We start from the raw sequence: 26,779 nt of genomic DNA, 5'->3' as shown, positions 1-26,779 counted from the left end.
CAAGGAACGTGCTTTTTTGCGGACCGCGCTGCCTATTGGTCAGACTGCGGACGGCGCACGGTGCGGAACACATACTTCAGCGCATCGCCCACGGTGCTTTCCCACACGGGCCATTCATGCTTGCCGTTGACGATGCGCAACTCGGCCGGCTGCTTGTTCTTGCGCAGCAGGCTGTAGAGCTGGGTGGCTTCGGATTCGATCATGAACTCATCGTCATCGCCGCTGTTGATGTACATCGGCACGCTGACTTTTTTGGCCAGGAACTGCTCCCACAGCACCGGGTAGTTGTAGCTTTGCCAAACCGTCCGGCTGTACGCGCCGTCGGTATTGGGCTCGGCAAACACCTTCACAAACCGGGCAGAGGAGTCGGCGGGCGGCTCAGGGTTGTAGATGGCCGGGCTCAGCAGAGCAGCAGCCTGGAATTTCTCCGGGTACTTGAGCACGTAGCGCAGCGCACCGTATCCGCCCATCGACAGGCCGCCAATCACGCGGCCATCACGGGTCTTGAGGGTACGGTACTTGCCTTCGACATGCGGCACCAGGTCATTGAAGAAAGCGGTTTCCATCTTTTCTTTCAGATCAACATACCAGGTGGTGCCGGCATCGGGCATCACGATGATGGCGGGCGGGATCTGGCCGCTCTGGATCAACTGGTCGGCAGTCTGCAGCAGGTTGCCCTTGACGGGCCAGTCGTTGCGCGCGCCATCATTGCCGTGCAACAGATACATCACCGGGTAGCGCAGCTTGCTGTTGGTGTCGTAGCCTGTGGGCAGATAGACGTTGTAGGTCCAGCTGCGCTGCAAGGTCGGGCTGTTGAATTCGGCAGCCTCGATGCTGCCAGCCCACACTGGTGCTGCGCACAAAGCAATGCCTGCTGCCGCTATCCATCCATTGATGTGGTGTGGGCGGTATGAAGGAAATGGGGTGTACATGGTGTCTCCTGGTGGTGTGATTGCCAACGCACTGTAGAGCGCGCAAGTCCCCCGGCAAGTTCCTCCGGTCGGGCTGCCAGTCGCTCGCGCGACGCGGGGGTCACCGTCTGGTGACGATGCCTGCTATTGAATTTGATGCCTCTGCGCCTACCGGACGGACATGGCAGGCTTGCAGCTTGATCAATATCAGTATGGGTTGGGCATTTTGGGGCGATAAGCTACCCAGGCTGGCGTTGGCTGCTTTCCACGGGTTGTACAAGCGGAAGAGGGGTGACGGGCCTGATCACAAGGAGGTGGATTTGTATCGCTATTTCAGAATGTCGATGGCCGTCTGCGGTGTGGCCGTATTGTCGGCGTGTGCATCGAGTGGATCGCTCACTGCGCAAGAGACGCCATCTCCAAAGCAGGCTACGCCAATGGGCTCCGTCCAGGGATCGGCTTGGGTGCATACCGATGCCAGCCTGAAAGCGGTCGTTGAAAACGCCTGGGTGGTACTGCCTGCTTCCGTAACCAGTGGGGCGGTGTACGCGGGCTTGCTCAAGAATGCGCCACCAACGCGTGGCAAGGCGCCACTGGTGGTGTTTGTGCATGGATCTTCGGGTGTGGCTCCGGCCATCAAGACATGGCAGCAGTGGCTTGCAGATTCGCTGGGCATTGCGAGCTTGACCGCTGACTCCATGCAACTGGCGGACCGCATGACTTACAAGTCACCCGTGGCGCCGGAAATTTATGAAAAGATTCACGCCATGCGCGCGCAAGAACTGGCTGCAGCGGTTGGCGCCGTAACTGCGCTGCCTTGGGCCGATCCGCAGCGGCTGGTGATTGCCGGTACCAGCGAAGGCGCGGTGGCGGTAGCGCGTTACCAGGCAGCATCCGCGCCGCAGGAGAAGGGTCGCATGATCTTCAGCTGGAGTTGTGAGGACAACTACCATGTGCAGACCCACCGCTCGCAGTTGCCGCAGACGCTGCCGGTGCTCAATATCATGAGCAGTACCGACATGTATTTTTCCAAGGCCAACCCATGGTTGGACAACCCGGATGCAAAAGGCCATTGCGCAGAAGCCCTGGCCATGAACAAAGTCTCAAGCATTGTCCTGATTCCAGGCGCGCCGCATACGCTGTTTAACTTGCCGCAAGCCCAGCAGGCACAGGTAGGCTTTTTGCGCGGCGTTCTTGCGCTGCGCTGAGTACCCGCACCGCGTGCCTCACTCGGCCAATATGGGTTGGCGGGCCTGGCGCAGCAGGGAATAGCCCAGCGCTGCCAAAACCAGCAGCATGACTGCGTTGATCGCAGACCAGCCCAGGGTCTGGATCAGAACGCCGCAACTGAAGGACATGGCCGCCGCACTGCCATTGTTGGCCCATTCCATCAAGGGCTGGGCCTGCGGTGCCTCTTGCGGGGTGCAGGCCTGCGACAGCAGGGTCGTTCCTGCAAGAATCATCAGGTTCCAACCTGCGCCCAACAGCAAGGAACTGACCAGAAACGGAAAGAACGCCTGCCCTGTCAGCGCCACCGCAGCGCTGATGGCCAGCAGCACTGCTCCCAGCCAGGCGATGCGGCGCGCGCCAAACCGATCCACCGCCTTGCCAGCAACGAGCGATGGCACAAACATGCCCAGCACATGCCACTGGATGACATGGGTGGAGTTTGCCAGGGAGTGCCCCGCGCCATGCATGGCCAGCGGTGTGGCATTCATCACCAGAATCATCAAGCCATGGCCGCAGGCGCTGAGCATGATGGCTTGGCGAATGGCGGGACGCTGCCACAGTTGGCGACGCGAAAGGCTGGCGCTGGAGCCAGAGGAGGCTGCACCGGTCATCGGCGCTTTCAGGCTGGCAGGAAGGAGCTGCAGCAGTGCGCAAGCTAGTAGCGCGAGGGCTGCAATCGCTACATAGGCACCCGCCATGGGCATGGTGAGCGCCCCTGAGGCATGAATGGCCAGGCTGGGAGCGAGCAGGGCGGCTGCAATGCCGCCGGCCAGTACCCAGGCTGCGGCGCTGCCCTTGTACTGTGGCTCCATGCCATCAAGCGCCGCAAAACGATAAAACCCGGCTGATGCCTGGTAACAGCCCAGCAGCACCATGGCGCCGCAAAACAGCGCAAAGCTGCCGATGTACACCGCCCAGGCAGCCAGCAGGCCAGCGGCCACGCCCATCAGCGCGCCATATTGCAGGCCGCGCGCGCGGCCATGGCGTTGCATCCAGCGCGAGAGTCGCCCAATTGCCAGCAGGTTGCCAGCGACAAGCAGGGTCAGCGGTACGGTGGCGAGCACCGGCCATGGTGCCAGGCGCTGCCCCACCAGTGCCGTGAGCGCGATGCCGATGATGGAGCACGACCAGTACAGCGCCTGGGCAATGCTGAGCGTGAGCAGTTGAGGATGGCGGGGCACGAGCATACAGAGCTTTCCTTGTTATCAAAAAATGAGCGTTCCGCGCCCTAATGGCGGGCATCAGGACAGGTTTTCGACAGAATGAGGAAACGGCAGCCGCCTAGCCTGCGCCAAAACGCTCGGCAAAAGCTTGTGGACTGACTGCCAGCGTCTTGTGAAAGCTGCGGCGCAGGTTTTCCGGGTGACCGAAGCCGCACAGCCGCGCCACGGTGGCAATCGACGCTTGCCGTTGGCTCAGCAAGGTGGCAGCGGCTTCGACCCGCACCCGCTCTACATACTTGCCGGGTGAGGTTCCCAATTCCTGTCGGAAGACGCGGGCCAGAGTGCGTGGCGGCAAACAGGCCTGGGCCGCAAGTTGTTCGACGCCCAGGTCGTCGCCCAGGCGGCTGGGAATCCACTCCAGCAGGCGCGCGAGGCGCGGCGCCTGGGTGGTTTCGGCGGCCAGCAATGGGCTGAACTGGGCCTGCCCGCCCGGCCTGCGCACAAACATCACCAACTGTCGCGCTACGGCGAGTGCCATGGCGCGGCCCAGATCGGCCTCCACCAGGCTGATGGCCAGATCAATGCCTGAGGTGACTCCGGCCGAAGTGAAGATGTGCCGCTGTTGTGGATGCGCGGCGTCGTAGGTGTGGAGCCGGTCACCGTCGATATGGATGTCACGTGCGAGCCCCGCCAGATCCTGCAGGCGACACCAGTGTGTGGTGGCAGGCAGGCCATCGAGCAGGCCCGCGCGCGCCAGCACCAGAGCGCCCGAGCATACCGAGCCGAGCCGCTGCACCCTGGGCGCCACGCGCTGCACCCACTGGCGCAGCGCTGCGTTGTGCTGGGCGTCTTCGATGCCGTCTCCCCCAGGGATCAGCACCGTGGTATTGACCGCAAGGCGCAACTGGCGCAGGCCGTGGCTCGCAACCATCTGCAGTCCGCAAGACAGCATGACCGGCCCTGCATCCAGCCCGGCAAAAGTCAGCTGGTAGAAGGCTGGCAGGCCCTGGCGCCTGCGCACGTCGTTGGCTGTGGCAAACACCTGCATGGGGCCGGTGATGTCCAGGCTCATTGCGCGCGGGTAGGCCACGCAGACCACGCGGTGGCCTGGTTGGGCGGCACAGGTGGCGGCGTTTGAGGCAGGTGGCTGGGGGAGAGGCATGCCGCCAGTGTGCGAAAAAAATGCTTTGGCAGCAATGACATTGATCGCACAGATTCTGCCATTTACTGAAAGAGAGACCTCAGGGTTCTGACGCTGCTCAGCCCGGTGAACGCGTTGCAACGGCCACACACCATCAGAAAAGCGCAGTGAAAGAGCCGGTTGGCAATGCCTACAAAGCAGTCGGGTGGAGCGGGAATGGAATCAGAACCTGTTTACGATGTGCGCAATATTTCAGGAAACTCTTTATGCCCTTCGATCACCGCTCAAACCCGTTGACTCCTGTCAAGGCTCGTGTGCTTGCCACCCTGATGGAAAAAGCCCGTACCGTGCCGGACAGCTACCCGCTCACGCTCAATGCCCTGGTCACCGGCTGCAACCAGAAATCCAGCCGCGATCCCGTGATGGAGGTGACCGAAGGCGAAGCCGCAGAGGCGCTGGACGAGCTGCGCCAGCAGGGGCTGGCAGTGCAGATCAGCGGCAGCCGAGCCACCCGCTGGGAGCACAACTTTCCGCGCGGTGTGGGTGTGCCCGATCAATCGGCGGTGCTGCTGTCGCTTCTCATGTTGCGCGGCCCGCAGACTGCCGGGGAGCTGCGTATCAATTCCGAGCGCTGGCACCGCTTTGCTGATATTTCTTCGGTCGAGGCCTTTCTGGACGAACTGCGCGAGCGCAGCGAAGAGAAAGGCGGCCCACTGGTGCTGCAACTGCCACGCGCTGCAGGCGCGCGCGAGCAGCGCTGGGCACATCTACTGTGCGGCCCCGTTGATGTGGCAGCACTGCAAAGTGCAACCGGCAGTGCGCCTGTATCCGCCGGCCTGCAGCACCGTGTGGAATCCCTGGAGGCGGAAGTTGCCCAGCTGCGTGCCACGGTGCAGCAACTGTGCGATGCGCTGGGCGTGGAGAGCCCCCCGCAACGCGCGGGCGACGAGGCCTGAATGCTCTATCGACGGTAAGACAGCGCAAAGCCGAAGAAGCCGCTCATGAAGCCAGACTGGTACACAATGGGCGGTCGAAAATCACCACGGTGGGTGTGCACAAAGAGGTTGCATGCCAGCCAATTCACTTGAAGATGCCATGAAGCCATTACACCAGCCAGGAATCCTGCAAGATCTGCCAGCGGTCAGCCGCTATCAATTTTGGAACGTGTCCGGTGACGCGGCAGCCTTGCGCAAGGCGCTTGGCCAATTGCAGAACTGGGCCGATGGCGTGAATGCCGTGGTGGCCCTGGGCGAGCCACTGGCCCAATTGCTGGGCGTGCAGGTGCCGGGGCTGCGCAACTTTCCTTCCATCAAGGGGCCCAAGGGCGAGTTGCCGCTGACGCCGCACGCGCTGTGCCTGTGGCTGCGTGGCGCCGAGCAGGGCGACTTGCTCAAGGCGTCGCGCGAGGCGGCTGCTTTTCTGGCGCCTGCATTCACCTGCGTGCAGGTGCTCGACTGCTTCCGCCACGGATGGAATGGCAAGGATGTGGTGCGCGATCTGACGGGCTACGAAGACGGCACCGAAAACCCGAAGGATGGCGAAGCCGTGCACGCGGCCATTGCCGATGGCATGGGGCAGGGACTGGATGGCGGCAGCTACTTTGCGGTGCAGGAATGGCTGCACGACCAGGAGGCCTTTGCTCGCATGACGGCCCTGCAGAAGGATCACATGATTGGTCGCCGCCTGTCGGACAACGAGGAGCTGGAAGATGCGCCCGAGTCCGCCCACGTCAAGCGCACCGCACAGGAGAGCTTCACGCCCGAGGCGTTCATTTTGCGGCGCAACATGCCCTGGTGGCGAGTCAAGGCGGATGGCAGCGACGAAATCGGCACCATCTTTGCGGGCTTTGGCCGCAGTTTCTACGCTTTTGAGGTGCAGATGCGCCGCATGGCAGGTGAGGAAGATGGCATTGTCGATGGCTTGTTCCAGATGTCCAATCCGGTGAAGAATTCGTACTACTGGTGCCCGCCCATGAAGGATGGCAAGTTGGACCTGCGCGCGCTGGGCCTGTAAGCGTCGGGCAATATGCGTCGGCCATCACGGCCAAGATATCTAAATTAAAAAAATGATAGCTGCCAGCGCCCGATCAATGGGCACTGGCAGCTTTTTTCATCGATAGACGTGCGTTACACGTGGGCGCGGCGTTGCACCACCACAAACCGGTCTGCCACAAAGGCCAGGTTGGTGTAGCTGGCATTGGCAGCCGGATTGCCGCCGGTGGCATGGAAATCAGAGAACGCCGCGGATTGATTGACGTAAATGCCCTGTGTCAGATTGATGGACAGCGCCACCCTGCCGCGCAGGCTGACCCGTACGGCCTGATCGATATACGCCGGGTTCTGTGAGCACACGCCCAGCGTGAGCGCGCCATGCTGCTGCAGGGTGTTCTGCGCAACGGACAGGGCTGCCGCACCATCCTTGACCGCTACCAGGTACGCCACCGGGCCAAAGCATTCCTGATTGTAGATGGCGCCGTCGGCCTCGGTCAGCGCAACCAGTTGCGGCGTCTGCAATACCGCTTGCGGAAACTGCGGGTGCGCTACCTTTTGTGAAGCGTGTACTAAACGGCCCACTTGTGCAGAGGCCGAAATTCGCTCGGATGTGGCAGGCGATGCAATCGCCCCCAGCACCGCAGTGGCTACGCGCGGATCGTCCAGCAGGGTGGCCAGCGCCGCGCCCAGATCCTTGCCGATCTGGTCAAAGCTCTTGTGCCCTTCGTTGGTGGCGATACCGTCCTGCGGAATCAGGATGTTCTGCGTGGTGGTGCACATTTGTCCGCTGTACAGCGCCAGCGTGAAGGCGAGGTTCTTCATGGTGGCCGCGTAATCGCTGGCCGATTCGAGGATCACGGTGTTGACGCCCGCCATCTCGGCATACAGGCGCGCCTGCTTGGCGTTGCTCTGCAGCCAGTTGCCAAAGGCGGTGCTGCCGGTAAAGTCGATCAGCGCCACCGCAGGATTGGTTGCGAGCGCCTGCGTGTCTTCGTTGTGGGGGCACAGGCCCAGCTGCACCACGTTGGGGTCAAGGCCTTGCTCGCGCAGCACATCACGCAGAATCGCAATCGTGATTGCCATGGGCAGCACGGCATTGGGGTGCGGCTTGACGATGACCGGGTTGCCGGTCGCCAGGCTGGCGAACAGGCCGGGATAGGTGTTCCAGGTGGGGAAGGTGGCGCAACCCAGCACCAGGCCAATGCCGCGTCCCACCACCTCGAAATGCTTTTGCATGACCAGGGGCGGATTCTTGCCCTGCGGCTTTTCCCAGTGCGCGGATGCAGGAATGTCGGCTTGCGCCATCCATGCATAGGCAATGGCTTCGAGTGCGCGGTCCTGCGCATGAGGCCCTCCCGCCTGGAAGGCCATCATCGGGCCCTGGCCACTGGTCAGCATGACGGCGTGGGTGATCTCGTGCGTGCGCTGGTGGATGCGGGTGAGCGCCTCCAGCAGCAGGCCGACGCGGCCCTGCGCGCCCAGCGCTTGCCAGCCGGGCTCCGCTGCCTGTGCTGCAGCCACCAGATCTGCTGGTGCGCAATCGGGGTAGCGCACATTCAACGCCACGCCGTAGGGCGATTGCTCGGTCGCCACCCAGCCGCGTGTTGCGGTCTGCTCGAGCGGAAAGTCGCTGTTGAAATATGCCTGGGCGGCAGCCTGGCCGTCGGCCTGCGCCGTTTCGCCATACACCTTGGGTGAGGGGTTTTCGGGAAAGGCGCTCCAGTATTCGCGGGTCTTGGCGGCGCGGACGGCTTGGTCCAGCAAGGCTTGGTGCTTGTCAAACAAGGTCATGCATGTCTCCGGGTGGGTGGGGGTTGGGTGCGGATGCTGCAATAGACGCCAGAAAGCCACCGCATGAGCCAAGGCAAATTTTTTGGTGACTGCGGGTTTTCTCTGAGGCTTTTATGACTTGCATCAACACCTGAGAGCAAGTATATTATTTACCGAACGGTCGGTCAAAGAGATTTACTGAAATTTGACCGGCATCAACGACAAAAGCCAGCCAGGTACCACGTTGTAGAAAGCACGGACATGCCAGAAGCGAGCCCAACCACGAATCCATCCGGCGAACCGCTGGTGCTGCAGGAGCGCCGGGGCAGCGTATGCGTCATTACGCTCAACCGCCCGCAGGCGCTCAACAGTTTCACGCAGGCCATGCACCGCGCTCTGGCATCTGCGTTGCGGGCAGCGGCTGCCGATGCCGACGTGCGCTGCGTGGTGCTGACTGGAGCCGGGCGTGGTTTCTGCGCGGGGCAGGATCTGGCCGACGAGGGTGCCGCACCAGCGCCTGCAGGCCAGGAGCCTACGGATTTGAGCGTGCTGATCGAGCACCATTACCAGCCCCTGTGCGAGCAGTTGCGCGCCATGCCCGTTCCGGTGATCGCGGCGGTCAATGGCGTGGCGGCTGGCGCGGGCGCCAATATCGCGTTGTGCTGCGACCTGGTGGTGGCGGCAGAATCGGCCAATTTCATCCAGGCGTTTACCAAGATCGGCTTGCTGCCTGACAGTGGAGGCACTTGGTTGCTGCCGCGCCTGGTGGGGCGCCAGCGCGCACTGGGCCTGGCATTGCTGGGTGACAAGCTGCCCGCAGCCGAGGCAGAGCGCATCGGGCTGATATGGCGCTGTGTGCCGGATACCGCCTTTCTGGCGGAGGTGGAAATCCTTGCCTGCCGCCTTGCCTCCATGCCGACCCAGGCCCTCGTGACCACGCGCCGCGCCATGGATGCGGCGCAGGACCTCGAATTTTCCGCATCGCTCGCAGTGGAAGCACGCGAGCAAAAGCGGCTGGGCAGCGCCCACGACTACCTGGAAGGGGTTGCTGCCTTCATGGCCAAGCGCGCCCCCGCTTTCAGTGATCGCTGATGCACACCTTTCATTCTGGAGATTGCCAATGGATGCCACCATTTCCGCTGCGATGACTTCGCAGCAGCTCGCCGAGCGCGTGCGCGACGGCATGTTTGCCCGTGACCGTGCTGCGCAGGGGCTGGGCATGCGCGTCACCCATATGGCGCCAGGCGAGGCCACCATCGAGATGGCAGTGCGCAGCGACATGCTCAATGGCTTTGACATCTGCCATGGCGGCTATATCACGACCTTGGGCGATACCGCCTTTGCCTATGCCTGCAACAGCTACAACGAAATGACAGTGGCATCGGGCTTGTCGGTGGATTTTGTGGCGCCCGGCAAGCCCGGCGACGTGCTGGTGGCCGAAGCCAGAGAGGTTTCACAGGCAGGCCGTACCGGCGTGTACGACGTACGGATCTGCAATGGGGCGGGAGAGGTGATCGCCCTGTTCCGGGGGCGTTCATACCGCATGAAGGGCAAGCAGACCGTGCCCGCCCAAGACTGATTGTCAAGATGCCTAGAGGTTCCCACCATGAATGACCGAGTTTCCCCAGCCAACGTTTTCGACCCCATAGAGACTGCCAGCCGCGACGAAATCGAGGCCTTGCAGCTGCAGCGCCTGCGCTGGTCGCTGCAGCACGCCTATGAGAACGTGCCGCATTACCGCCAGGCTTTCGATGCCAAAGGCGTGCATCCATCGGATCTGAAGAGTCTCAAGGACCTGGCAAAGTTTCCATTCACCACCAAGAAGGAATTGCGCGACAACTACCCCTTCGGGATGTTTGCCGTGCCGCGCAACAAGGTGGCGCGCGTGCATGCCTCCAGTGGCACGACCGGAAAGCCGACTGTCGTGGGCTATACGCTCAAGGACATCAATACCTGGGCGGATCTGGTGGCGCGTTCCATTCGTGCAGCCGGTGGGCGCCAGGGTGACATGGTGCATGTGGCCTATGGCTATGGCCTGTTCACCGGTGGCCTGGGGGCGCATTACGGAGCGGAACGCGCTGGCTGCACCGTGGTGCCCATGTCGGGTGGACAGACGGAGAAGCAGGTGCAACTGATCACCGACTTCAAGCCCGACATCATCATGGTGACACCTAGCTACATGCAGGTGCTGGTGGAAGAGTTCCAGCGCCAGGGGTTGGACGCTGCCGCCAGTTCGCTCAAGATTGGCATCTTTGGCGCCGAACCCTGGACCGAAGCCATGCGCAAGGATATCGAGCACAAGGCGGGTCTGGATGCCGTGGATATCTATGGCTTGTCCGAAGTGATGGGCCCGGGCGTGGCCAGCGAGTGCGTTGAAACCAAGGACGGCCCGGTCATCTGGGAAGACCATTTCTACCCCGAGATCATCAACCCGGACACCGGCGAAGTGGTGGCCGATGGCGAAGAAGGCGAGCTGGTCTTCACCTCCCTGTCCAAGGAGGCCATGCCCATCATCCGCTACCGCACACGCGATCTGACACGCCTGCTGCCGCCGACGGCGCGCTCCTTCCGCCGCATGGGCAAGATCGTGGGCCGCAGCGACGACATGATGATCATCCGTGGCGTCAATGTCTTTCCCACTCAGGTGGAAGAGATCGTGCTGGCGCACCAGAAGCTCACTGGCGTGTACCAACTGCATATCAACCGTGAAGGGCTACTGGACACCGTGGAGGTGCATTGCGAACTGGTGCCCGAGCTGCGCGGCATGGCCGATGGCGAGCGCACTGAAATCGCGCAATGGGTGCAGCACCGCATCAAGACGCTGGTGGGCATCTCCACGATGGTGCGGGTGTTCGATCCGGATGGTATCGAGCGCACGCAGACCGGCAAGGCCCGGCGCGTGTTCGACAAGCGGCCCCGTTGATGGCCTGACAGACCATTGTTCAACTTGATTCCCTGCTCCAGGCCAACCCCATGACCTTCACGCTCCGCCGCATTTCCCTGATCACTGCTGCCGCACTGCTGGCAGCGGGCTGTGCCTCGACTGCCGTTGCCCCGATGGGCGCTGCAACGACGCATGGCCAGGTCACCATCAAGCGTGATGACTTCGGTGTACCGCACGTATACGCCAATGACGTGCGCGGACTGTTCCATGGTTTTGGCTATGCAGTGGCGCAAGACCGCCTCTTCCAGATGGAGATGGCACGCCGCGCTGTGCTGGGCACCGTCTCCGAAGTAATGGGGCCGGCCTACGTCGCGCTCGACAAGGGCAGTCGCGCCAGTTTCTCGCCGGAATCGATCAGAGGCCAGATGGCCCGTCTGTCACCAGACGACAAGGCCATCTTCGATGGCTATGCTGCCGGCTTCAATGCCCGCGTGAACGAGGTGCTGGCAGCGCGTGCCACCTTGTTGCCCAAACAGTTCATTGATGCCGGCTTTGAGCCCAAGGCTGACTGGTCGGGCTACGACGTGGCCATGATCTGGGTCGGTACCATGGCCAACCGCTATTCCAATGTGAGCAGCGAGCTCGCCAATCTGCGCCTGCTGGAGCAGTTGCGCAAGGCCAAGGGCGATGTGCAGGGCAGGCAGTTGTTCGATCAGATCCGCTGGGTGGAAGACACCCGGGCTCCCACCACGGTGCCTCGCGTCAATGGTGCAATCCGACCGATCGCCGCGAATGACGGGCACATGGCCAAGCTTGCGCCCGTCTCACCAGAATTGCTGGCAGCGCGCGACGAAATGGATGCCGCGCACCGAGGCGTTGCGCAGCCCTGGCAGCGGCCGATTGCCAGCAACCTCTGGATCGCCGGTCCCCAAAAGACGAGTGACGGCAGCACGGTCTTCATCAATGGGCCGCAGTTCAACTGGTTCAACCCGTCATACGTGTTTGGCATCGGCATGCACGGCGCAGGTTTCGATGTGACCGGAAACACCCCCTTTGCGCACCCTGTGGTGCTGTTCGGTACCAACGGCAAGATCGCCTGGGGCGCCACAGCGGGCCCGCTGGATGTGAACGACATGTACCAGGAGCAGCTGAACCCGGCCAATCCACATGAGTACCGGTTCAACGGCACGATGCGGGCCATGGCGAAGCGGACCGAGACCATCAAGGTCAAGGCAGAAGCCGACCAGAGCCTGGATATTTTTTCGACGGTGCATGGCACGGTCACCAACTTCGACATACCCAACGGCGTTGCCTACTCGATGAAGCGCAGCTGGGACGGTTACGAGCTGGAGTCCCTGCTGGGCTGGATCCACTCAATGCGGGCGCAGAACTGGCAGCAATGGCTGGCCCAGGCTTCGCGCGTGGCCATCACCATCAACTGGTATTACGCAGACACCGAAGGGAACATCGGTTACGTGTCGCCCGGTCGCCTGCCGATCCGCCCTGCACACCAGGATATCCGCCTTCCTGCATTGGGCGACGGCTCCATGGAGTGGGAAGGCATTCGGCCTTTCCGCGAGGACCCGCAGGTGCTCAATCCGGAGCAGGGCTATGTGGTGAACTGGAACAACCAGTCGGCACCCGGCGCCGTGAGTGACGGCGGCAACTATTCGGTGGTGGACCGTGTGAACGAATTCAGCGCCAGGCTCAATGCCAAGGCCCGTCTCACCCCTGAGGAGTTGTGGGACCTCAACCGTGCCACCGCCTACGCAGACACCAATGCGCGCTATCTGCTGCCCTTTGTGGCCGAGGCCACGCGCGGCCTGCCTCCCAATGATCCGGCCCGCCGCGCAGCACAACTTCTGGCTGGCTGGAATATGCTCAATGAAGACCCATCGGAGCGCGGCAGCTATGACAGCCCGGCCACGACGCTGATGATGACCTGGCTGCCGGTTCTTTTCAAGGCAGTGCTGGCCGATGATCTGCCGCCTGAGGTGTTTGCCGCCTATGCAGGTGGCGGCTATGCAGGCGATACGCAGGTGGCGAGCATTCGGCCAGGCAATGGACTCAAGCTGGTCTACAACGCGCTCCTGGGTGCCAAGGCGGGTGTACCGCAGACCTATGACTTTTTCAACGGCCAGGACAAGAACACGGTACTGCGCGCTACGCTGGCCGAAGCCATGAAAGAGTTGCAGCAGCGCCATGGCGCGGATACCGCCGCATGGCGCATGCCTGTCACTCGGCATGTCTTTCTGACCAAGAACTTCATCGGTGCGCCGCAAGCCAATGCCGATGAGTTGCTCACGCTGCCAAGTTATATGAACCGCGGTACCCAGAACGACAAGGTGGTGCTCGGTGCCAAGGGCGTGAGCCTGTGCACTGCTGCACCGCCCGGCCAGAGCGGCTTTGTTGCGCCGGATGGCACCAAATCGCCGCATTACGCCGATCAGATGGAGCTGTTCAAGAACTTTGGCTGCAAGCGCGAAGCGCTGACAGCTGCCGAGGTGGATCGCCGTGCCACTTCGGTTCAGGTACTCCGCTATTGAGCAAATCCAGTACGACCCACACATTTCAGGAGGTTCACCATGTACACCCAAGCCATGGACACTATGGGCAAAGAGCCGGGAGACGGCAACAAGCCCGTTCGCTCTGCCGAAGAGGCGCGCCTGCAGGAGCGCTTTGATGAGCGCATCGACGCGGGCGAGTTCATCGAAGCCAAGGACTGGATGCCCGACCATTACCGCAAGACCTTGCTGCGCCAGATCAGCCAGCATGCGCACTCGGAGATCGTCGGCATGCTGCCCGAAGGCAACTGGATCAGCCGTGCGCCCACCCTCAAGCGCAAGGCCATTCTGCTGGCCAAGGTGCAGGACGAGGGCGGCCATGGCCTGTATCTGTACGCGGCGGCTGAAACACTGGGCACCTCGCGTGACCAGATGCTCGACGCGCTGCACAGCGGCAAGGCCAAGTACAGCTCCATCTTCAACTACCCCACGCTGACCTGGGCCGATATCGGCACCATCGGCTGGCTGGTGGATGGCGCGGCCATCATGAACCAGGTGCCGATCTGCCGCTGCTCCTATGCACCCTATGCACGTGCCATGATCCGCATCTGCCGCGAGGAGAGCTTTCACCAGCGTCAGGGCTTTGACGCGCTGCTCACGATGATGAAGAGCGGCACCCAGGCACAGAAGGACATGGTGCAGGACGCGGTCAACCGCTGGTGGTGGCCATCGATCATGATGTTCGGTCCACCCGATGACCAATCGCCCAACAGTGCGCAATCGATGCGCTGGGGCATCAAGCGTGTCTCCAACGATGAGCTGCGCCAGAAGTTCATCGACGCGACCGTGGAGCAGGCGCAGATCCTGGGCGTGACTCTGCCGGACCCGGAGCTGAAATGGAACGAGGTGCGTGGTGCCCATGACCACGGGCCCATCGATTGGGATGAATTCTGGCGTGTGATTGCCGGAGACGGGCCCTGCAACCAGGAGCGGTTGGGTGCCCGTGTGCAAGCTTGGGACAACGGGGCCTGGGTGCGCGAAGCAGCGCTGGCCCATGCCCGCAAACAACAGAGTCGCGCCATCAAGGAGGCCGCATGAACGACAGTATCAAAATGGAATGGCCTCTGTGGGAGGTATTTGTGCGCAGCAAGGCAGGCCTGGACCACAAGCACTGCGGCAGCCTGCATGCAGCGGACGCCAGAATGGCCATCCAGATGGCGCGCGATGTGTATACCCGTCGGCAGGAAGGCTGCAGTGTGTGGGTGGTGCAGTCCGAGCAGATTGTGGCGAGCGACCCTGGTGACAAGGACATGTATTTCGATCCTGCGGAAGACAAGGTGTATCGCCACCCCACCTTCTTCCAGTTGCCCAAGGAAGTGGATCACATGTGATCCCGGGAGAAACCATGCCTGCTGAATCCATACAACTTGCACTTACGCCCGCGACGCAATACCTGCTGCGCGTCGGCGACAGCTGCCTGATCCTGGCCCAACGCATCAGTGAATGGTGTGGCCATGCACCGGTCCTGGAAGAGGACATTGCCATGTCCAACATTGCGCTCGATCTGATCGGGCAGGCGCGCGCCGTGCTCACCCTGGCCGGGCAGGTGGAAGGGAACGGCCATGATGAAGATCAGCTGGCTTTTCTGCGCAATGAACGCGATTACTTCAACGTGACGCTGGCCGAGTTGCCACGAGGAGATTTTGCATTCTCCGTGTTGCGCAACACCATGCTCGCCACCTGGCTGAAGCTGCTGTGGGAGCGGGTGAGCGTGGAGAGCTGCAATGAAGAGTTGCGCGCGATTGCCGCCAAGGCCGTGAAAGAAGTGCGATACCACCAGCAGCACTCCGCAGACTGGGTGGTGCGGCTGGGTGATGGCACGGACGAGTCGCGCACCCGTATGGAAGCTGCGGTGAAACAACTGTGGCGCTACGCGCCGGAGTTGTTCGATACCGACGCAGCTGACGAGGCCGCCGCAGATGCTGGCTGGGGCCCGCTCTGGTCTGCATTGAAGGATGACTGGTACGCACAAATGCGTGAAGTTCTGGCCGAGGCGCAGTTGGCAGAGCCCGCAGCGTCACAGTTTCTGAGCGAAGGCAAGCGCGGCCGCCATAGCGAGCACATGGGCTTCATCCTGGCCGATATGCAATATCTGCAGCGCGCTTTTCCTGCAGGAGCATGGTGATGCATGCAACTGACCTTGCGCAGGAAGCTCGGGTGAGTGCCGCCTGGAAAGTGCTCCACACCGTGCTGGACCCCGAGGTGCCTGCCGTATCGGTGTGCGACCTGGGCATTGTGCGCGACGTGGTTGCCGGGGAGGCAGGGCTGGAGATCGTGCTGACGCCGACCTACTCGGGCTGCCCGGCGACCGAGGTGATCGAGAGCGATGTGTTGGCCGCCATCGACGCCGCAGGCCTGGGCCCGGCGTGGGTGACGTTGCGCCGCGCACCTGCCTGGACGACGGACTGGATCAGTGCAGAAGGTCGGCGCAAGCTGGCCGAATACGGCATCGCGCCGCCAGGCATGGTGGACAAGGATGCCGCAGTGCCGATCCGGTTCTTCGGCCGCAGCATGAGCACTGCAACACCCGCGTGCCCGCGTTGCGGAAGCGCGCAGACAGAGCGGCTGTCCGCCTTTGGTGCCACTGCCTGCAAGGCCTTGTACCGGTGCCTGGCTTGCCGCGAACCCTTTGAGCACTTCAAGCCTATTTGAGTTGAGGAATCCAGTATGAGCATCAGTTTCCATCCGCTGCGCGTGCGCAAGATCGAGCCGGATACGCAAGAAGCGGTGGTGGTGTCGTTTGACGTGCCCACGGACCTGCGCGAAGTATTTGGCTTCACACAGGGCCAGTATCTGACCTTGCGCGCGAATATCGACGGCCAGGACCTGCGCCGTTCCTATTCGATCTGCGCAGGCGTAGACGATGATGAGTTGCGCGTGGGCGTGCGCAAGGTGCGCGGCGGCGTGTTCTCCAACTGGATCAACGAACACCTGCAGCCCGGTGACACTATCCAGGTGATGGCGCCGCAAGGGCGGTTCTTCGTACCCATCGAAAGCGATGCCGCCCGCCACCATGTGGGCATTGCTGGTGGCAGCGGCATCACGCCGATCCTCTCGATCATGAAGACCGTGCTGGCGCGCGAGCCCGCAAGCCGGTTCACCCTGATCTATGGCAACCGCGCATTGCGATCGACCATGTTCAAGGAAGAGATCGAAGACCTCAAGAACCGCTACATGTCGCGTCTGGTGCTGCAGCACGTGTTTTCGGACGAGCACACCGATGCGCCGATCAACAGCGGCACGATGAACCGTGAAAAGATCGGTGAATTTCTGGCAAGCGTGGTGCCGGCTGGTCGCATTGACCATGTCTATGTCTGCGGCCCTTTCCAGATGAATGACGAGGCCGAGGCTGCCTTGCTGGCTGCAGGGGTTCCGGAAGAGCGCATCCATATTGAGCGCTTTGGCGTGGCGCTGCAGGCTGCTGGCACGGTGGGCGCTGTGGTGCACGAAGCCAAGCCAGGAGACGCCGAGGCCGCGCGCATTGTGATCATCCGCGATGGCCTGTCACGCGAGATTCCGTTTACCAAAGGACAGCCAAGCATTCTCGATGCGGCATCTGCTGCTGGCATGGAGGTACCTTATTCATGCACCTCCGGTGTATGCGGTACCTGCCGGGCCAAGCTGGTGGAAGGCGAGGTGCGGATGGAGCGCAACTTTGCCTTGGATAAAAAGGAGGTGGCCGATGGCTTCATCCTCACCTGCCAGGCACACCCGTTGACAGAGCGCGTTGTGCTCTCATTTGATGAGCGTTGATACCCTGGAAGGGAGAATGGTTTGAGGCATGATGAGCGCCACCATCATCAACAAGGAAGACGCCATGGCTCGAGGACGGGCACCCGGTTATGAAGACCAGAGAGAACATATCCTGCACCAGGCTGCGGAGCTGTTTGCCCGCGCAGGCTACGCGGCAACCTCGATGAATGAGGTGGCGAGTGCCTGCGGCCTGTCCAAGCCGGCGCTCTACCATTACTTCAAGGACAAGAATGCGTTGCTGCTTGAGATTTGCGATGCGCATATCACGCGACTGATTGCCCTGGTGGACGGGGTGGATCAGCAGCTGCCTGCCGAGCCTCGCCTGCGCTTGTTGATCGAGCGCTTTGTGCAGGAGTATGCCCATGCCGTCAACGAGCACCGGGTGCTGACCGAGGATGTGCGTTTCTTGAATGAAGAGGATCAGGAGCGGATTCTGAACGGTGAACGTCAGGTGGTGGAGAGCGTGGCACGCGCTGTGCGTGAGCTGCGCCCCCAGACGGACCAGGCGGGGCTGACCAAGGCACTCACCATGCTGTTGTTCGGCATGATGAACTGGATGTTCACCTGGCTCAAGCCCCATGGTGCCTTGAGCTACGACGCCATGGCGCCTGTTGTCGCCGATCTGTTTCTGGGAGGCGTAGGGGCAGTGCAAACCCCAGGTCAGAAACGCTGAAAAATACTGGTGAAAAATTATTTAATAAGTTAAATTGTTGTGCCGTTGTGATAGCCATGGATCTCGCACCGACATTGCCCATTGCATCGCAGCCATCATCGCAATCGTAGGGGTCGTTTAGTAAGAGCCATCTTCAAGGAGACAATATATGAAGCGCTTTGCAAAACTGGGAATTGTTGCTGCCGCACTGGCTGCAGCGTGGGGTTCGGCCTGGGCCGACATCAATGTGGGTGTGGTGCTGTCGGCAACCGGCCCGGCTGCATCACTGGGCATTCCGGAGAAAAACACAATTGCGCTGATGCCGCAGACCATCGGGGGGCAGAAGGTCAACTACATCATTCTCGATGATGCGTCCGACACCACCGCAGCCGTCTCCAACACCCGCAAGCTGATCAGCGAGAGCAAGGCCGACATCATCATCGGCTCCAGCATCACGCCCAACTCTCTGGCAATGATCGACGTGGTGGCAGAAGGCAAGACCCCCATGATCACCCTGGCGGCTTCTGCGAAGATCATCGAGCCGATGGACGACAGGAAGAAGTGGGTCTTCAAGACGCCCCAGAACGATGGACTGATGGCCGGCGCCATTGCAGACCATATGGCCAAGAGTGGCGTCAAGACCGTCGGCTACATCGGCTTCAACGATGCCTATGGCGAGAGCTGGCTGCAGGAATTCAAAAAGGCCGGTGAAGCCAAGGGCCTGAAGATCGTGGCGACCGAAGCCTTTTCGCGCGCCGATACATCCGTGACCGGTCAGGCACTGAAGCTGATGGCTGCCAAGCCGGATGCGGTGCTGGTGGCGGGTTCGGGCACACCGGCGGCCCTGCCGGAGAAAACCCTCAAGGAGCGTGGCTACAAGGGCAAGTACTACCAGACCCACGGTGTGGCCAATGCAGATTTTCTGCGCGTAGGCGGCAAGGACGTGGAAGGCACCTTCCTGCCTGCGGGCCCGGTGCTGGTGGCCGATCAGTTGCCTGACAGCAACCCGGTCAAGAAGGAGGGCGTGGATTACGTCAAGGCCTATGAGGGCAAGTATGGCAAGGGCACTGCAGCCACTTTTGGCGCACATGCATGGGATGCAGGAAAGATCCTGTTTGCCGCTGTGCCCGAAGCGCTGAAAAAGGCGCAGCCTGGCACACCGGAGTTCCGCGCGGCGTTGCGCGATGCCTTGGAGCAGACCAAGAATGTACCTGGCGCACACGGCATTTTCTCCATGTCACCCACTGACCACCTCGGCATCCAGAATGGTGTGGTGATGGTCAAGATCGAAAACGGCACCTGGAAGTACCAACCCTGATATACGCCTGCAACGCATGAAACAGGCGCGGCCCCATCTGCGAGACGGTCAGCAAAAGCCGTTTTGCTGATGGGGCCGCAGTTTCCCTTGCGGTGCGCCGCAAGGCAGCTCCGGGGTGTTTCATCTTTCCGCGTTTTCGAAAGTCGACTATGGATTTGCAAATTGCCTTGCTGCTGGGGCAGGACGGCATCGTCAATGGTGCCATCTACGGGCTGATGGCGGTGGCCCTGGTGCTCGTGTTTTCCGTCACACGCATCATTTTCATTCCGCAGGGAGAGTTTGTCGCCTATGGCGCGCTCACCATGGCCATGATGCAGGCGGGCAAGACGCCTTCCACGTTGTGGCTGCTGTTGGTCATGGCTGCCGTTGCGCTCGTGGGGGAGCTGTGGCGTGCCCGCTCCGGCCAGGGCGGCAGTTGGCCCGCAACCCTGCTGTGGTGCGTAGGCTTTCCCGCCGTGGCGGCGATGCTGGCCCTGGGCGTCAAGCCCAGTTCGCTGCTGCTGCAGTCGATCACTGCTTTGGTGCTGGTGATGCCCATGGGCCCGTTGCTCTACCGTGTGGCGTACCGGCCGGTGGCAAATGCTTCCGTGCTGCTGCTGCTCATCATTTCGGTCGCGCTTCACGGCGTGCTGGTGGGCTTGGGCCTGCTGTTCTTTGGTGCAGAGGGCTCGCGTACCACGCCCTTCTCGGAGTCCAAGTTCGACATTGCGGACATTTCCATTTCGGGCCAGTCCCTGGTGGTGCTGGGTGTTGCGCTGGTACTGGTGATATCGCTGTTCGTGTTTTTTGAACGATCAATGCTCGGCAAGGCCTTGCGCGCAACAGCCATCAACCGGGTAGGCGCGCGCCTGATGGGAATTCCAACTGCGCTGGCGGGCGATCTGAGCTTTGCCCTCGCTGCCTTGATCGGCGCCATCTCGGGCTTGCTGATCGCGCCGCTCACCACGGTGTATTACGACACCGGATTCATGGTGGGGCTCAAAGGCTTTGTAGCGGCCATCATCGGCGGTCTTGCCAGCTATCCGCTGGCACTGGCAGGCGCGCTGCTGGTGGGCCTGCTGGAGTCCTTTTCCACCTTCTGGGCCAGCGCGTACAAGGAGGTGCTGGTGTTTGCGATGATTATTCCGGTGCTGTGGTGGAGATCGCGCAACAGCCGCCATGTGGAGGAAGAAGAATGAGCGCGCCGGTACCCAAATCTGGCCCCATGGCCAACTCCGCGCCCGCAAGCGCTGCAGGTGTTGTCACTCCCCGGATGCTCACCGCCGCCGCCATTGTGCTGTTTGCATTGGCCTGGGGATTTCTGCCTGATTTCACCGTGGTGATCCTGAGCTACATCGGCCTCTATGCCATGGTGGCCGCCGGCCTGGTGTTGCTGACCGGAGTGGGCGGCATGACATCGTTTGGACAGGCCGCCTTTGTCGGTATCGGCGCCTATGCCACGGCGTGGGCATGTACGTCGCCGGTGGCGGTACAGTTCTTCGGCAGTGCGGTGGGCGCGGCTGGCCTGCCGTGGGTGGGCCTGGTGCTGGGCTTTGTGATCACCTTCATCGTTGCCTGGGTGCTGGGGTCCGTCACCGTCAAGCTCCAAGGACACTATCTGCCGCTGTGCACCATTGCCTGGGGCCTGAGCCTGTACTACCTGTTTGGCAACATGGAATTTCTGGGCGGCCAGACCGGCATCACAGGCATTCCACCATTGGTGATTGCAGGCGTCTCCTTTGCGTCGCCCCGGGTCATGGGTGTGCTCGTCTGGGCCGTGCTGCTGCTGGCACTGTGGCTGCTGAGCAATCTGCTCGATTCGCGAGAAGGGCGGGCGATCCGCTCGCTCAAGGGCGGGCAGGTGATGGCCGAATCAATGGGCATCAACACCGCGCGCCACCGCGTCAAGCTGTTTGTGCTAGCCGCGTTGCTCGCTACCCTGTCCGGCTGGCTGTATGCGCACATGCAGCGCTTTGTGAGCCCCGCGCCCTTCAACCTGAACATCGGTATCGAGTACCTGTTCATGGCGGTGGTGGGTGGTGCGGGTCACCTCTGGGGTGCCGTGCTGGGCGCTACCCTGATCACCTTGCTGAAGGAGAAGCTGCAGGACATTCTGCCCGCCCTGCTGGGCACCAGCGGTAATTTTGAAGTGATCGTTTTCGGCCTGCTGATGGTGCTGGTGCTGCAGCGTTTTGACCAGGGGCTGTGGCCCACCTTGCAGCGCTTGACTGCGCGCTGGATCAAGCAGCCTGCAGGCAGGCAGGTCCAGGCCACATCTCATCCGCTGGACCAGCGCACGGCGCCTGCGGCAAGCACCACCTTGTTGGCCGCCGACCATGTCACCAAGCGCTTTGGTGGCCTGGTCGCGAACAATGATGTGTCCATGTCGCTGAAGGCCGGGGAGGTGCACGCGTTGATCGGGCCGAACGGTGCAGGCAAGAGTACGTTCTTCAACATGATCTCGGGCGTGGATTCGCCGACCGAAGGCCAGGTGCAACTGATGGGCCATGTCATGGCCGATGCGCCATCACGCAGGTTTGCCGCATTGGGCCTGGGGCGTACTTTTCAGCATGTGCGCCTGCTGGGCCAGCGCACGGTACTGGAAAACGTGGCCTTGGGTGCCCATCTGCGTGCGCACAAGGGGTGGTTGGCATCCATGCTGCGACTGGACAGGCACGAAGAGGCGTCGTTGCTGGTCGAGGCGCGTAAGCAGATCGAACGCTGCGGCCTGGGCGCGTTTGCCGATGTGCCTGCGGGGTCGTTGGCCTTGGGTCAGCAGCGCATTGTCGAAATCGCTCGCGCCCTGGCGGGACAGCCCGCAGCCTTGCTGCTGGACGAACCGGCGGCGGGCCTGCGGCACTTGGAGAAGCAATCGCTCGCCCAGTTGCTGCGCCAGTTGCGCGCCGAAGGTTTGGGTATTCTGGTGGTGGAGCATGACATGGAGTTTGTGATGAACCTGGCTGACCGCATCACGGTACTGGAGTTCGGCACCGTGATCGCCACGGGAACACCTGCCGAGATTCAATCGAACCAGCGCGTGCTGGATGCCTATCTGGGCGGTGCCGATGAAGACGAGGTGGCCACATGAACAGCACCCCTCACTTGTTGCAGCTGTCGCAGTTGTGCGTATCGTACGGGCCAGTGGAAGCCGTGCACCAGGTCGATCTGCATGTGGCGGCAGGAGAGATCGTGACCGTGATTGGCCCCAATGGCGCGGGCAAGACGACCTTGCTGTCGGCGGCCATGGGCCTGCTGCCTTCCAAGGGCCAGGTGTCCCTGTCGGGTGGCGTGATCGCTCGGCCCACGGTGGAGGCCATGGTGTCGCATGGCATAGGGCTGGTGCCGGAAAAGCGTGAACTGTTTGGCGAGATGTCGGTGGAAGACAATCTGCGGCTGGGCGGATTTTCGCTGTGGCGCAAGGGCGAGCGTGACCAGGGAGCGCGCCTGCAGGAGGTGTTTGACATCTTTCCGCGCCTGCAGGAGCGCCGTGCGCAGATGGCATCCACGCTGTCGGGCGGTGAGCGGCAGATGCTGGCCATTGGCCGCGCACTGATGGCCAAGCCGCGCTTGCTGATGCTCGATGAGCCATCGCTGGGCCTGGCACCACTGATTGTGCGCGAGGTGCTGCAGGTGGTGGCATCGCTGCGTGATCGCGGCGTATCGGTGCTGCTGGTGGAGCAGAATGCGCGTGCTGCGCTGAAGGTGGCAGACCGCGCCTATGTGCTGGAGATGGGCGCCGTGGCGCTCAGCGGCAATGCACGCGATCTGCTGCACGACCAGCGCATCATCGATACCTATCTGGGCGCGGGAAGGCAGGAGGCTGTCGCACATTGATCCGCTGATCTGTTGATCTATTGGTGCGCGGTTCTGATCCGCTGTCGATAATCCCCAAAAAAGAGAGAGCTGGCCGCGCACGCTGCCAGCTCTCTGTTTTTTTACTATCTGCTCATACGAAGCGGAATTCCAGCTTGCCCAGTCTTCCGTAGTCGGCTTCGAACACATCTCCCGCCTTGGCCGCAACAGGGCGGGTGAAGGAGCCGGCCAGAACGATTTCGCCAGCGTTCAAGAATTCGCCCCACGGTGCCAGCTTGTTGGCGAGCCAGGCTACGCCGACCGCAGGGTGGCCTTGCACGCCTGCTGCGAGGCCCGTCTCTTCCACTGCGCCGTTCTGGCGCAGAATAGCGCCGCACCAAGGTAGATCCACCTCTGTCGGTGCGGCTCGCCCGGCACCCATGACGATACCGGCATTGGCAGCATTGTCACTGATGGTGTCGTACACCTTGCGCATGGTCTTCGTGTGACGGTCCAGCTGTTCGATGCGCGCGTCGATGATTTCAATGGCTGGCGTCACATAGTCAGTGGCATCGAGCACGTCGGCAATGCCAAGCTGCCTGCCTTCTGCGAGGCCTGGGCCTTTGAGCGGCTTTTTCAGCACAAAAGCCAGCTCCACCTCAACACGCGGTGCAATGAAGTTCTGGATGGGAATGTCCAGTACCTGGCCGTTGCTGCAGGTGTAGAGCATGTTGTCGAGCAGGGTGCCGTAGTCGGGCTCGTCGATCTGGCTGGACAGCTGCATGGCACGCGAGGTGAGGCCGATCTTGTGGCCAATGACCTTGCGGCCACCTGCGATCTGCAGACGCACCCATTCGCGTGCCACGCGGTAACCGTCGTCCACGGTCATCCCGGGATAGCGTTTGGAGAAGTGCTCGATCTGCACGCGCGTTCTCTCGCTGTGGTCAAGTTCCTGGGCCAGTTGGGAAAGAAGCTCTTGGGTAAACATCTCAGTTGTTCGTTGCTTGAATGCGTGACATGGGGCCAGCGAAACCACTCAGGGCGCTATCTGAAAAGAGGGTGCAGGCTGCTGTGCTTGCCGTCATAGACCTGGCCGGGGCTTTCGTCGACCTGCACGGTCAGGCCCATGTGCCGTTCATCCAACAGGGTGGCAAAGTGTGCTTTGGCGCAGGCCAGCAGCGCGTCCCCCGCTTGGGCCTTGACAGCGTTTGATCGCCCCTTGCCCATGCGCAGGTTGATGTAGACAAAGTGGTAGTCGCCATCGCCGCCTGTCGCCTGGCCAGCCGCACCGCCATCGGCCACGGCAAAGTGCGGTGCAGGGTAGGCGAGCACACGCGTGCCGCCGGTGGGGAAGACCTGGCTGCCGTCCTCGGCGTGCACGGTGAGCATGGTGTCGGCGAGGCTGCGGCACAGGGCTGCCATGTCACTGCGTTGGTCGAGATTGCCGGTGTAGAGCACGACGACATGGGGCATCACCGCACCTCCATGGTGGCCGCAGTACAACTTACCGCAAAGATGGGGATGGGCTCACAGTACAGCACCTGGCCCGGCCCGCGTGCGGCGGCTGCCACGCTGATGAAGGTACGGATTTCGAAGCCGCCCTGGCCTCCATCGCGGTAGGTTTCGGCATCGGTGTAGCCAAGCATGGCATCCTTGTCGTTGCGGCACCAGCGATCCATGAACTGCTGGTCCCACTCCCAGTTGATCTTGCCCGAGTCGGGCGTGGCAGGCCAGTGCGAGATGCCGCCGGTACCGATGATCGCAATGCGCTCAGGCGCCTTGTCGCAGGCGCGGCGCAGTGCTTCTCCAAAGGCCCAGGCGCGGTGCAGCGGTGTCAGCGGAGGCCCCTGGCAGTTGATGTTGACAGGGATGATGTCCGTGTCGAAATGCGGGGTGAGAAAGTGCAGCGGCACCATGATGCCGTGGTCGAATCTCCACTCTTCGGCAAAAGCGGTATCCACGGTTTGCAGCACTTCGGTGATGATGCGGCGAGACAGATCGGGGTTGCCGGGGATCGTGCGCTTTTCAATGCCCAGCCACTGTGGATCTTCAATTGGCCCCTCGTACTGCGCGGCCATGCCGATTGCATAGGCGGGCATGTTGTTCATGAAGAAGTTGGCAAAATGCTCGGCTGCGATGACGATGACCGCATCAGGCCGGGCCGCTGCCAATTGCACCCCCATGCTGTGGAATGCGGCGTGGAACGCATCCTTCACCGCTGGATCGGCCAGATGGGCGCGGCCGGTAATCCCGGGGGCGTGGCTGCATACGCCTGCAAAAACCAGACTCATATCAAACCCCTGCTACTTTCTCGTCCACTGCCGTTGTCATCGCATACACGCCGGCGCGTACCGGGCCGTACTTTGCAACTCCGTCGCGCATGGCCTGCAGATAGTCGGCCCAGGCCAGACCCAAAAGGGGGGCAAAGTGCATCAGCAACTGGCCGTTGCAACCCAGTACATACAGCTTGCCGATATCTCCGTGATGGATGGCGTCGCGTTCCTCGTCGGTCAACGGATAGCCGGCGAGCAGCGCTTCTCGGTCTTCGCGGTAGCGGCGCTGCACTTCGGGTTCGCGGTTCAGGTGGAAGAGGAACTTCTGCATTGCGTACAAGCTCATGAGCCCCCCTAGCCGATGCTGATGTTGGCAGCGCGGATGATCCTGGCGTATTTATCTTCCTCGCTGCGGATGAAGGCTGCAAACTGTTCCACGCTGCCGGCCTTCGAGACAATGCCGCCCTCCTGGAACGTCTTGATGACGGCGGGGCTTGCCAGTGCCAGGTTCACATCCTGGTTCAGGCGCTGCACGATGGCATCGCTGGTCTTGGCGGGCGCCAGCAGGCCCTGCCAGGAATTGGATTCCAGCGCCGCGCCCTGTTCCGCAAGGGTAGGCACATCGGGTGCAAACTGCGATCGCTGCAAGGTCGCCATGCCCAATGCCACCAACTTGCCGCTGGCGATCTGGCCCCGGAACTCGGGCCAATTGCCAAACATGACGGTGACCTGTCCGCCGATCAGGTCTGCCATGGCCGGGCCCTGGCCCTTGTAGGGCACATGCACCATGTCGATGCCGAGCATCTGGCAGAGCAGGGCGCCCGACAGATGCGCAGATGTACCATTGCCAAACGATGCGTAGCTGAGCGAGCCGGGCTTGGCCAGTGCCGCTTTTTTCAGGTCTGCAAGGGTTTTGAGCCCACTGGCCGGATGGGTGGCCAGTACATGCTCCGACAGCCCCATCAGTGCAACAGGGCGCAGATCTCTGGCGCTGTCGTAGGGCAGGCTCTTGATCAGCGTCTTGTTGGCCGTGAAGCTGTTGGCGATGGTGCCGAAGGTGTAGCCGTCGGGCGCGGCCTTGGCTACGGCGTCCACGCCGATCACGGTGCCTGCACCCGGCTTGTTCTCCACAATCACCGATTGCCCCAGGCTTTTGCCCAGTTCATTGGCGACCAGGCGTGTCACCACGTCCGTGGTTCCCCCAGGCGTGAATGGAACGATGATGCGCAGCGGGCGACTGGGCCAGTCGTCTGCATGGGCGAGCTGCCACGCAGGTAGCGTGGCAATCGTGCCAACAGCGGATTGGATGAATTGGCGGCGTTGCATCTATGTCTCCTTCGTTTGTATGCCGGGTGCGC

Annotated in this window: 26 protein-coding genes; 17 read left to right on the top strand and 9 right to left on the bottom strand. The window is 61.9% G+C overall.

All coding sequences use genetic code 11. The features are described 5' to 3' along the window. Window positions 1–32 precede the first annotated feature (32 nt). Complete coding sequence (locus ABIE32_RS06090; RefSeq protein WP_429014745.1) at window positions 33–932, bottom strand: alpha/beta hydrolase; 900 nt, start codon at window positions 930–932, stop codon at window positions 33–35. Between the two features lie 416 nt (window positions 933–1,348). Between ABIE32_RS06090 and ABIE32_RS06085 the strand changes: the two genes are divergently transcribed. Next, window positions 1,349–2,119, top strand: a complete 771-nt coding sequence (locus ABIE32_RS06085) for a dienelactone hydrolase family protein (RefSeq protein ID WP_429014743.1) — start codon at window positions 1,349–1,351, stop codon at window positions 2,117–2,119. A gap of 18 nt (window positions 2,120–2,137) precedes the next feature. Here ABIE32_RS06085 and ABIE32_RS06080 read toward each other — a convergent pair whose 3' ends face one another. Then, entirely contained in the window at window positions 2,138–3,328 is a 1,191-nt protein-coding gene (locus tag ABIE32_RS06080) for an MFS transporter (protein ID WP_429014742.1), read from the bottom strand. A gap of 94 nt (window positions 3,329–3,422) precedes the next feature. Further along, window positions 3,423–4,466 carry a GlxA family transcriptional regulator gene (locus ABIE32_RS06075; RefSeq protein ID WP_429014740.1) on the bottom strand — a complete coding sequence of 348 codons (1,044 nt, stop codon included), beginning with the start codon at window positions 4,464–4,466 and terminating at the stop codon, window positions 3,423–3,425. A gap of 245 nt (window positions 4,467–4,711) precedes the next feature. Here ABIE32_RS06075 and ABIE32_RS06070 point away from each other — a divergent pair, with 245 nt between their 5' ends. Together ABIE32_RS06070 and ABIE32_RS06065 are read left to right on the top strand one after the other, a co-directional pair. After that, entirely contained in the window at window positions 4,712–5,401 is a 690-nt protein-coding gene (locus ABIE32_RS06070) for a YceH family protein (protein ID WP_429014739.1), read from the top strand. Between the two features lie 139 nt (window positions 5,402–5,540). Further along, on the top strand, window positions 5,541–6,458 hold the full coding sequence (locus ABIE32_RS06065) for a Dyp-type peroxidase (RefSeq protein ID WP_429014738.1): 918 nt from the start codon (window positions 5,541–5,543) through the stop codon (window positions 6,456–6,458). Window positions 6,459–6,571: 113 nt separating this feature from the next. Here ABIE32_RS06065 and paaN read toward each other — a convergent pair whose 3' ends face one another. Beyond that, window positions 6,572–8,227, bottom strand: a complete 1,656-nt coding sequence (gene paaN, locus ABIE32_RS06060) for a phenylacetic acid degradation protein PaaN (protein WP_429014736.1) — start codon at window positions 8,225–8,227, stop codon at window positions 6,572–6,574. A 240-nt stretch (window positions 8,228–8,467) separates the two neighbouring features. Here paaN and ABIE32_RS06055 point away from each other — a divergent pair, with 240 nt between their 5' ends. From ABIE32_RS06055 to ABIE32_RS05990, 14 genes are all read left to right on the top strand, one after another. Further along, on the top strand, window positions 8,468–9,298 hold the full coding sequence (locus tag ABIE32_RS06055; RefSeq protein WP_429014734.1) for an enoyl-CoA hydratase-related protein: 831 nt from the start codon (window positions 8,468–8,470) through the stop codon (window positions 9,296–9,298). Window positions 9,299–9,326: 28 nt separating this feature from the next. Continuing rightward, the gene (paaI, locus tag ABIE32_RS06050) at window positions 9,327–9,785 is read left to right on the top strand and encodes a hydroxyphenylacetyl-CoA thioesterase PaaI (RefSeq protein ID WP_429014733.1); all 459 of its coding nucleotides are present in this window, start codon (window positions 9,327–9,329) and stop codon (window positions 9,783–9,785) included. A 27-nt stretch (window positions 9,786–9,812) separates the two neighbouring features. Beyond that, window positions 9,813–11,129, top strand: coding sequence for a phenylacetate--CoA ligase PaaK (gene paaK, locus ABIE32_RS06045; protein ID WP_429014732.1), 1,317 nt, complete (start codon window positions 9,813–9,815; stop codon window positions 11,127–11,129). A gap of 50 nt (window positions 11,130–11,179) precedes the next feature. Continuing rightward, window positions 11,180–13,636, top strand: a complete 2,457-nt coding sequence (locus ABIE32_RS06040) for a penicillin acylase family protein (protein WP_429014731.1) — start codon at window positions 11,180–11,182, stop codon at window positions 13,634–13,636. A 39-nt stretch (window positions 13,637–13,675) separates the two neighbouring features. Next, window positions 13,676–14,692 carry a 1,2-phenylacetyl-CoA epoxidase subunit PaaA gene (paaA, locus tag ABIE32_RS06035; RefSeq protein ID WP_429014729.1) on the top strand — a complete coding sequence of 339 codons (1,017 nt, stop codon included), beginning with the start codon at window positions 13,676–13,678 and terminating at the stop codon, window positions 14,690–14,692. Continuing rightward, complete coding sequence (paaB, locus tag ABIE32_RS06030) at window positions 14,689–14,985, top strand: 1,2-phenylacetyl-CoA epoxidase subunit PaaB (RefSeq protein ID WP_224149940.1); 297 nt, start codon at window positions 14,689–14,691, stop codon at window positions 14,983–14,985. The genes paaA and paaB overlap by 4 nt, the downstream gene beginning before the upstream one ends. Before the next feature lie 14 nt (window positions 14,986–14,999). Further along, window positions 15,000–15,779 (top strand): 1,2-phenylacetyl-CoA epoxidase subunit PaaC, encoded by a 780-nt coding sequence (gene paaC / locus ABIE32_RS06025; protein ID WP_429014727.1) that lies wholly within the window; start codon window positions 15,000–15,002, stop codon window positions 15,777–15,779. Next, entirely contained in the window at window positions 15,779–16,306 is a 528-nt protein-coding gene (paaD, locus tag ABIE32_RS06020; RefSeq protein WP_429014725.1) for a 1,2-phenylacetyl-CoA epoxidase subunit PaaD, read from the top strand. Before paaC ends, paaD begins: the two co-directional genes overlap by 1 nt. A 15-nt stretch (window positions 16,307–16,321) precedes the next feature. Further along, window positions 16,322–17,407 carry a 1,2-phenylacetyl-CoA epoxidase subunit PaaE gene (gene paaE, locus ABIE32_RS06015; RefSeq protein ID WP_429014724.1) on the top strand — a complete coding sequence of 362 codons (1,086 nt, stop codon included), beginning with the start codon at window positions 16,322–16,324 and terminating at the stop codon, window positions 17,405–17,407. A gap of 64 nt (window positions 17,408–17,471) precedes the next feature. Further along, window positions 17,472–18,080, top strand: coding sequence for a TetR/AcrR family transcriptional regulator (locus ABIE32_RS06010; protein ID WP_224152737.1), 609 nt, complete (start codon window positions 17,472–17,474; stop codon window positions 18,078–18,080). Window positions 18,081–18,228: 148 nt separating this feature from the next. Next, entirely contained in the window at window positions 18,229–19,377 is a 1,149-nt protein-coding gene (locus ABIE32_RS06005) for an ABC transporter substrate-binding protein (protein WP_224149936.1), read from the top strand. Window positions 19,378–19,526: 149 nt separating this feature from the next. Next, window positions 19,527–20,555 (top strand): branched-chain amino acid ABC transporter permease, encoded by a 1,029-nt coding sequence (locus ABIE32_RS06000; RefSeq protein WP_429014722.1) that lies wholly within the window; start codon window positions 19,527–19,529, stop codon window positions 20,553–20,555. Then, window positions 20,552–22,444 carry an ABC transporter permease subunit gene (locus tag ABIE32_RS05995; protein WP_429014720.1) on the top strand — a complete coding sequence of 631 codons (1,893 nt, stop codon included), beginning with the start codon at window positions 20,552–20,554 and terminating at the stop codon, window positions 22,442–22,444. Before ABIE32_RS06000 ends, ABIE32_RS05995 begins: the two co-directional genes overlap by 4 nt. After that, the gene (locus tag ABIE32_RS05990; protein ID WP_429014719.1) at window positions 22,441–23,190 is read left to right on the top strand and encodes an ABC transporter ATP-binding protein; all 750 of its coding nucleotides are present in this window, start codon (window positions 22,441–22,443) and stop codon (window positions 23,188–23,190) included. The genes ABIE32_RS05995 and ABIE32_RS05990 overlap by 4 nt, the downstream gene beginning before the upstream one ends. Before the next feature lie 112 nt (window positions 23,191–23,302). On the opposite strand, the gene hpaH is transcribed toward ABIE32_RS05990, so the two are convergent. Genes hpaH through ABIE32_RS05965 form a run of 5 tightly spaced genes read right to left on the bottom strand, consistent with a single transcriptional unit; the run spans window position 23,303 to window position 26,747 of the window. Then, on the bottom strand, window positions 23,303–24,136 hold the full coding sequence (hpaH, locus tag ABIE32_RS05985; protein WP_429014717.1) for a 2-oxo-hept-4-ene-1,7-dioate hydratase: 834 nt from the start codon (window positions 24,134–24,136) through the stop codon (window positions 23,303–23,305). 56 nt (window positions 24,137–24,192) lie between these two features. Continuing rightward, window positions 24,193–24,621, bottom strand: a complete 429-nt coding sequence (locus tag ABIE32_RS05980) for a 5-carboxymethyl-2-hydroxymuconate isomerase (protein ID WP_429014716.1) — start codon at window positions 24,619–24,621, stop codon at window positions 24,193–24,195. Next, the gene (locus ABIE32_RS05975; RefSeq protein WP_429014714.1) at window positions 24,621–25,439 is read right to left on the bottom strand and encodes an extradiol ring-cleavage dioxygenase; all 819 of its coding nucleotides are present in this window, start codon (window positions 25,437–25,439) and stop codon (window positions 24,621–24,623) included. The genes ABIE32_RS05980 and ABIE32_RS05975 overlap by 1 nt, the downstream gene beginning before the upstream one ends. 1 nt (window position 25,440) lies before the next feature. After that, window positions 25,441–25,767, bottom strand: coding sequence for an aromatic ring-opening dioxygenase subunit LigA (locus ABIE32_RS05970; RefSeq protein WP_224149930.1), 327 nt, complete (start codon window positions 25,765–25,767; stop codon window positions 25,441–25,443). Between the two features lie 8 nt (window positions 25,768–25,775). Continuing rightward, window positions 25,776–26,747, bottom strand: a complete 972-nt coding sequence (locus tag ABIE32_RS05965) for a tripartite tricarboxylate transporter substrate binding protein (protein ID WP_429014712.1) — start codon at window positions 26,745–26,747, stop codon at window positions 25,776–25,778. Between the last annotated feature and the right edge of the window lie 32 nt (window positions 26,748–26,779).

The organism is Comamonas sp. 4034 (assembly GCF_050434545.1).
GTDB classification, from domain to species: Bacteria; Pseudomonadota; Gammaproteobacteria; order Burkholderiales; family Burkholderiaceae_C; genus Comamonas; species Comamonas odontotermitis.
The sequence above is the reverse complement of the archived record's forward strand: the minus strand, read 5'-3'. Positions and strand labels throughout refer to the sequence as shown.

Excerpts from the sequence above, each read along its gene's own strand:
- hpaH (WP_429014717.1), bottom strand. The coding sequence starts at position 24,136 with ATGTTTACCCAAGAGCTTCTTTCCCAACTGGCCCAGGAACTTGACCAC.
- ABIE32_RS06000 (WP_429014722.1), top strand. The coding sequence starts at position 19,527 with ATGGATTTGCAAATTGCCTTGCTGCTGGGGCAGGACGGCATCGTCAAT.
- ABIE32_RS06055 (WP_429014734.1), top strand. The coding sequence starts at position 8,468 with ATGCCAGAAGCGAGCCCAACCACGAATCCATCCGGCGAACCGCTGGTG.
- ABIE32_RS06090 (WP_429014745.1), bottom strand. The coding sequence starts at position 932 with ATGTACACCCCATTTCCTTCATACCGCCCACACCACATCAATGGATGG.
- paaD (WP_429014725.1), top strand. The coding sequence starts at position 15,779 with ATGCATGCAACTGACCTTGCGCAGGAAGCTCGGGTGAGTGCCGCCTGG.
- paaA (WP_429014729.1), top strand. The coding sequence starts at position 13,676 with ATGTACACCCAAGCCATGGACACTATGGGCAAAGAGCCGGGAGACGGC.
- ABIE32_RS05970 (WP_224149930.1), bottom strand. The coding sequence starts at position 25,767 with ATGAGCTTGTACGCAATGCAGAAGTTCCTCTTCCACCTGAACCGCGAA.
- ABIE32_RS06040 (WP_429014731.1), top strand. The coding sequence starts at position 11,180 with ATGACCTTCACGCTCCGCCGCATTTCCCTGATCACTGCTGCCGCACTG.
- ABIE32_RS06010 (WP_224152737.1), top strand. The coding sequence starts at position 17,472 with ATGGCTCGAGGACGGGCACCCGGTTATGAAGACCAGAGAGAACATATC.
- ABIE32_RS06065 (WP_429014738.1), top strand. The coding sequence starts at position 5,541 with ATGAAGCCATTACACCAGCCAGGAATCCTGCAAGATCTGCCAGCGGTC.
- ABIE32_RS05995 (WP_429014720.1), top strand. The coding sequence starts at position 20,552 with ATGAGCGCGCCGGTACCCAAATCTGGCCCCATGGCCAACTCCGCGCCC.
- ABIE32_RS06080 (WP_429014742.1), bottom strand. The coding sequence starts at position 3,328 with ATGCTCGTGCCCCGCCATCCTCAACTGCTCACGCTCAGCATTGCCCAG.
- ABIE32_RS06005 (WP_224149936.1), top strand. The coding sequence starts at position 18,229 with ATGAAGCGCTTTGCAAAACTGGGAATTGTTGCTGCCGCACTGGCTGCA.
- ABIE32_RS06085 (WP_429014743.1), top strand. The coding sequence starts at position 1,349 with ATGGGCTCCGTCCAGGGATCGGCTTGGGTGCATACCGATGCCAGCCTG.
- ABIE32_RS05965 (WP_429014712.1), bottom strand. The coding sequence starts at position 26,747 with ATGCAACGCCGCCAATTCATCCAATCCGCTGTTGGCACGATTGCCACG.
- paaC (WP_429014727.1), top strand. The coding sequence starts at position 15,000 with ATGCCTGCTGAATCCATACAACTTGCACTTACGCCCGCGACGCAATAC.
- ABIE32_RS05975 (WP_429014714.1), bottom strand. The coding sequence starts at position 25,439 with ATGAGTCTGGTTTTTGCAGGCGTATGCAGCCACGCCCCCGGGATTACC.
- paaE (WP_429014724.1), top strand. The coding sequence starts at position 16,322 with ATGAGCATCAGTTTCCATCCGCTGCGCGTGCGCAAGATCGAGCCGGAT.
- ABIE32_RS06075 (WP_429014740.1), bottom strand. The coding sequence starts at position 4,466 with ATGCCTCTCCCCCAGCCACCTGCCTCAAACGCCGCCACCTGTGCCGCC.
- paaN (WP_429014736.1), bottom strand. The coding sequence starts at position 8,227 with ATGACCTTGTTTGACAAGCACCAAGCCTTGCTGGACCAAGCCGTCCGC.
- paaB (WP_224149940.1), top strand. The coding sequence starts at position 14,689 with ATGAACGACAGTATCAAAATGGAATGGCCTCTGTGGGAGGTATTTGTG.
- ABIE32_RS05980 (WP_429014716.1), bottom strand. The coding sequence starts at position 24,621 with ATGCCCCATGTCGTCGTGCTCTACACCGGCAATCTCGACCAACGCAGT.
- paaK (WP_429014732.1), top strand. The coding sequence starts at position 9,813 with ATGAATGACCGAGTTTCCCCAGCCAACGTTTTCGACCCCATAGAGACT.
- paaI (WP_429014733.1), top strand. The coding sequence starts at position 9,327 with ATGGATGCCACCATTTCCGCTGCGATGACTTCGCAGCAGCTCGCCGAG.
- ABIE32_RS06070 (WP_429014739.1), top strand. The coding sequence starts at position 4,712 with ATGCCCTTCGATCACCGCTCAAACCCGTTGACTCCTGTCAAGGCTCGT.
- ABIE32_RS05990 (WP_429014719.1), top strand. The coding sequence starts at position 22,441 with ATGAACAGCACCCCTCACTTGTTGCAGCTGTCGCAGTTGTGCGTATCG.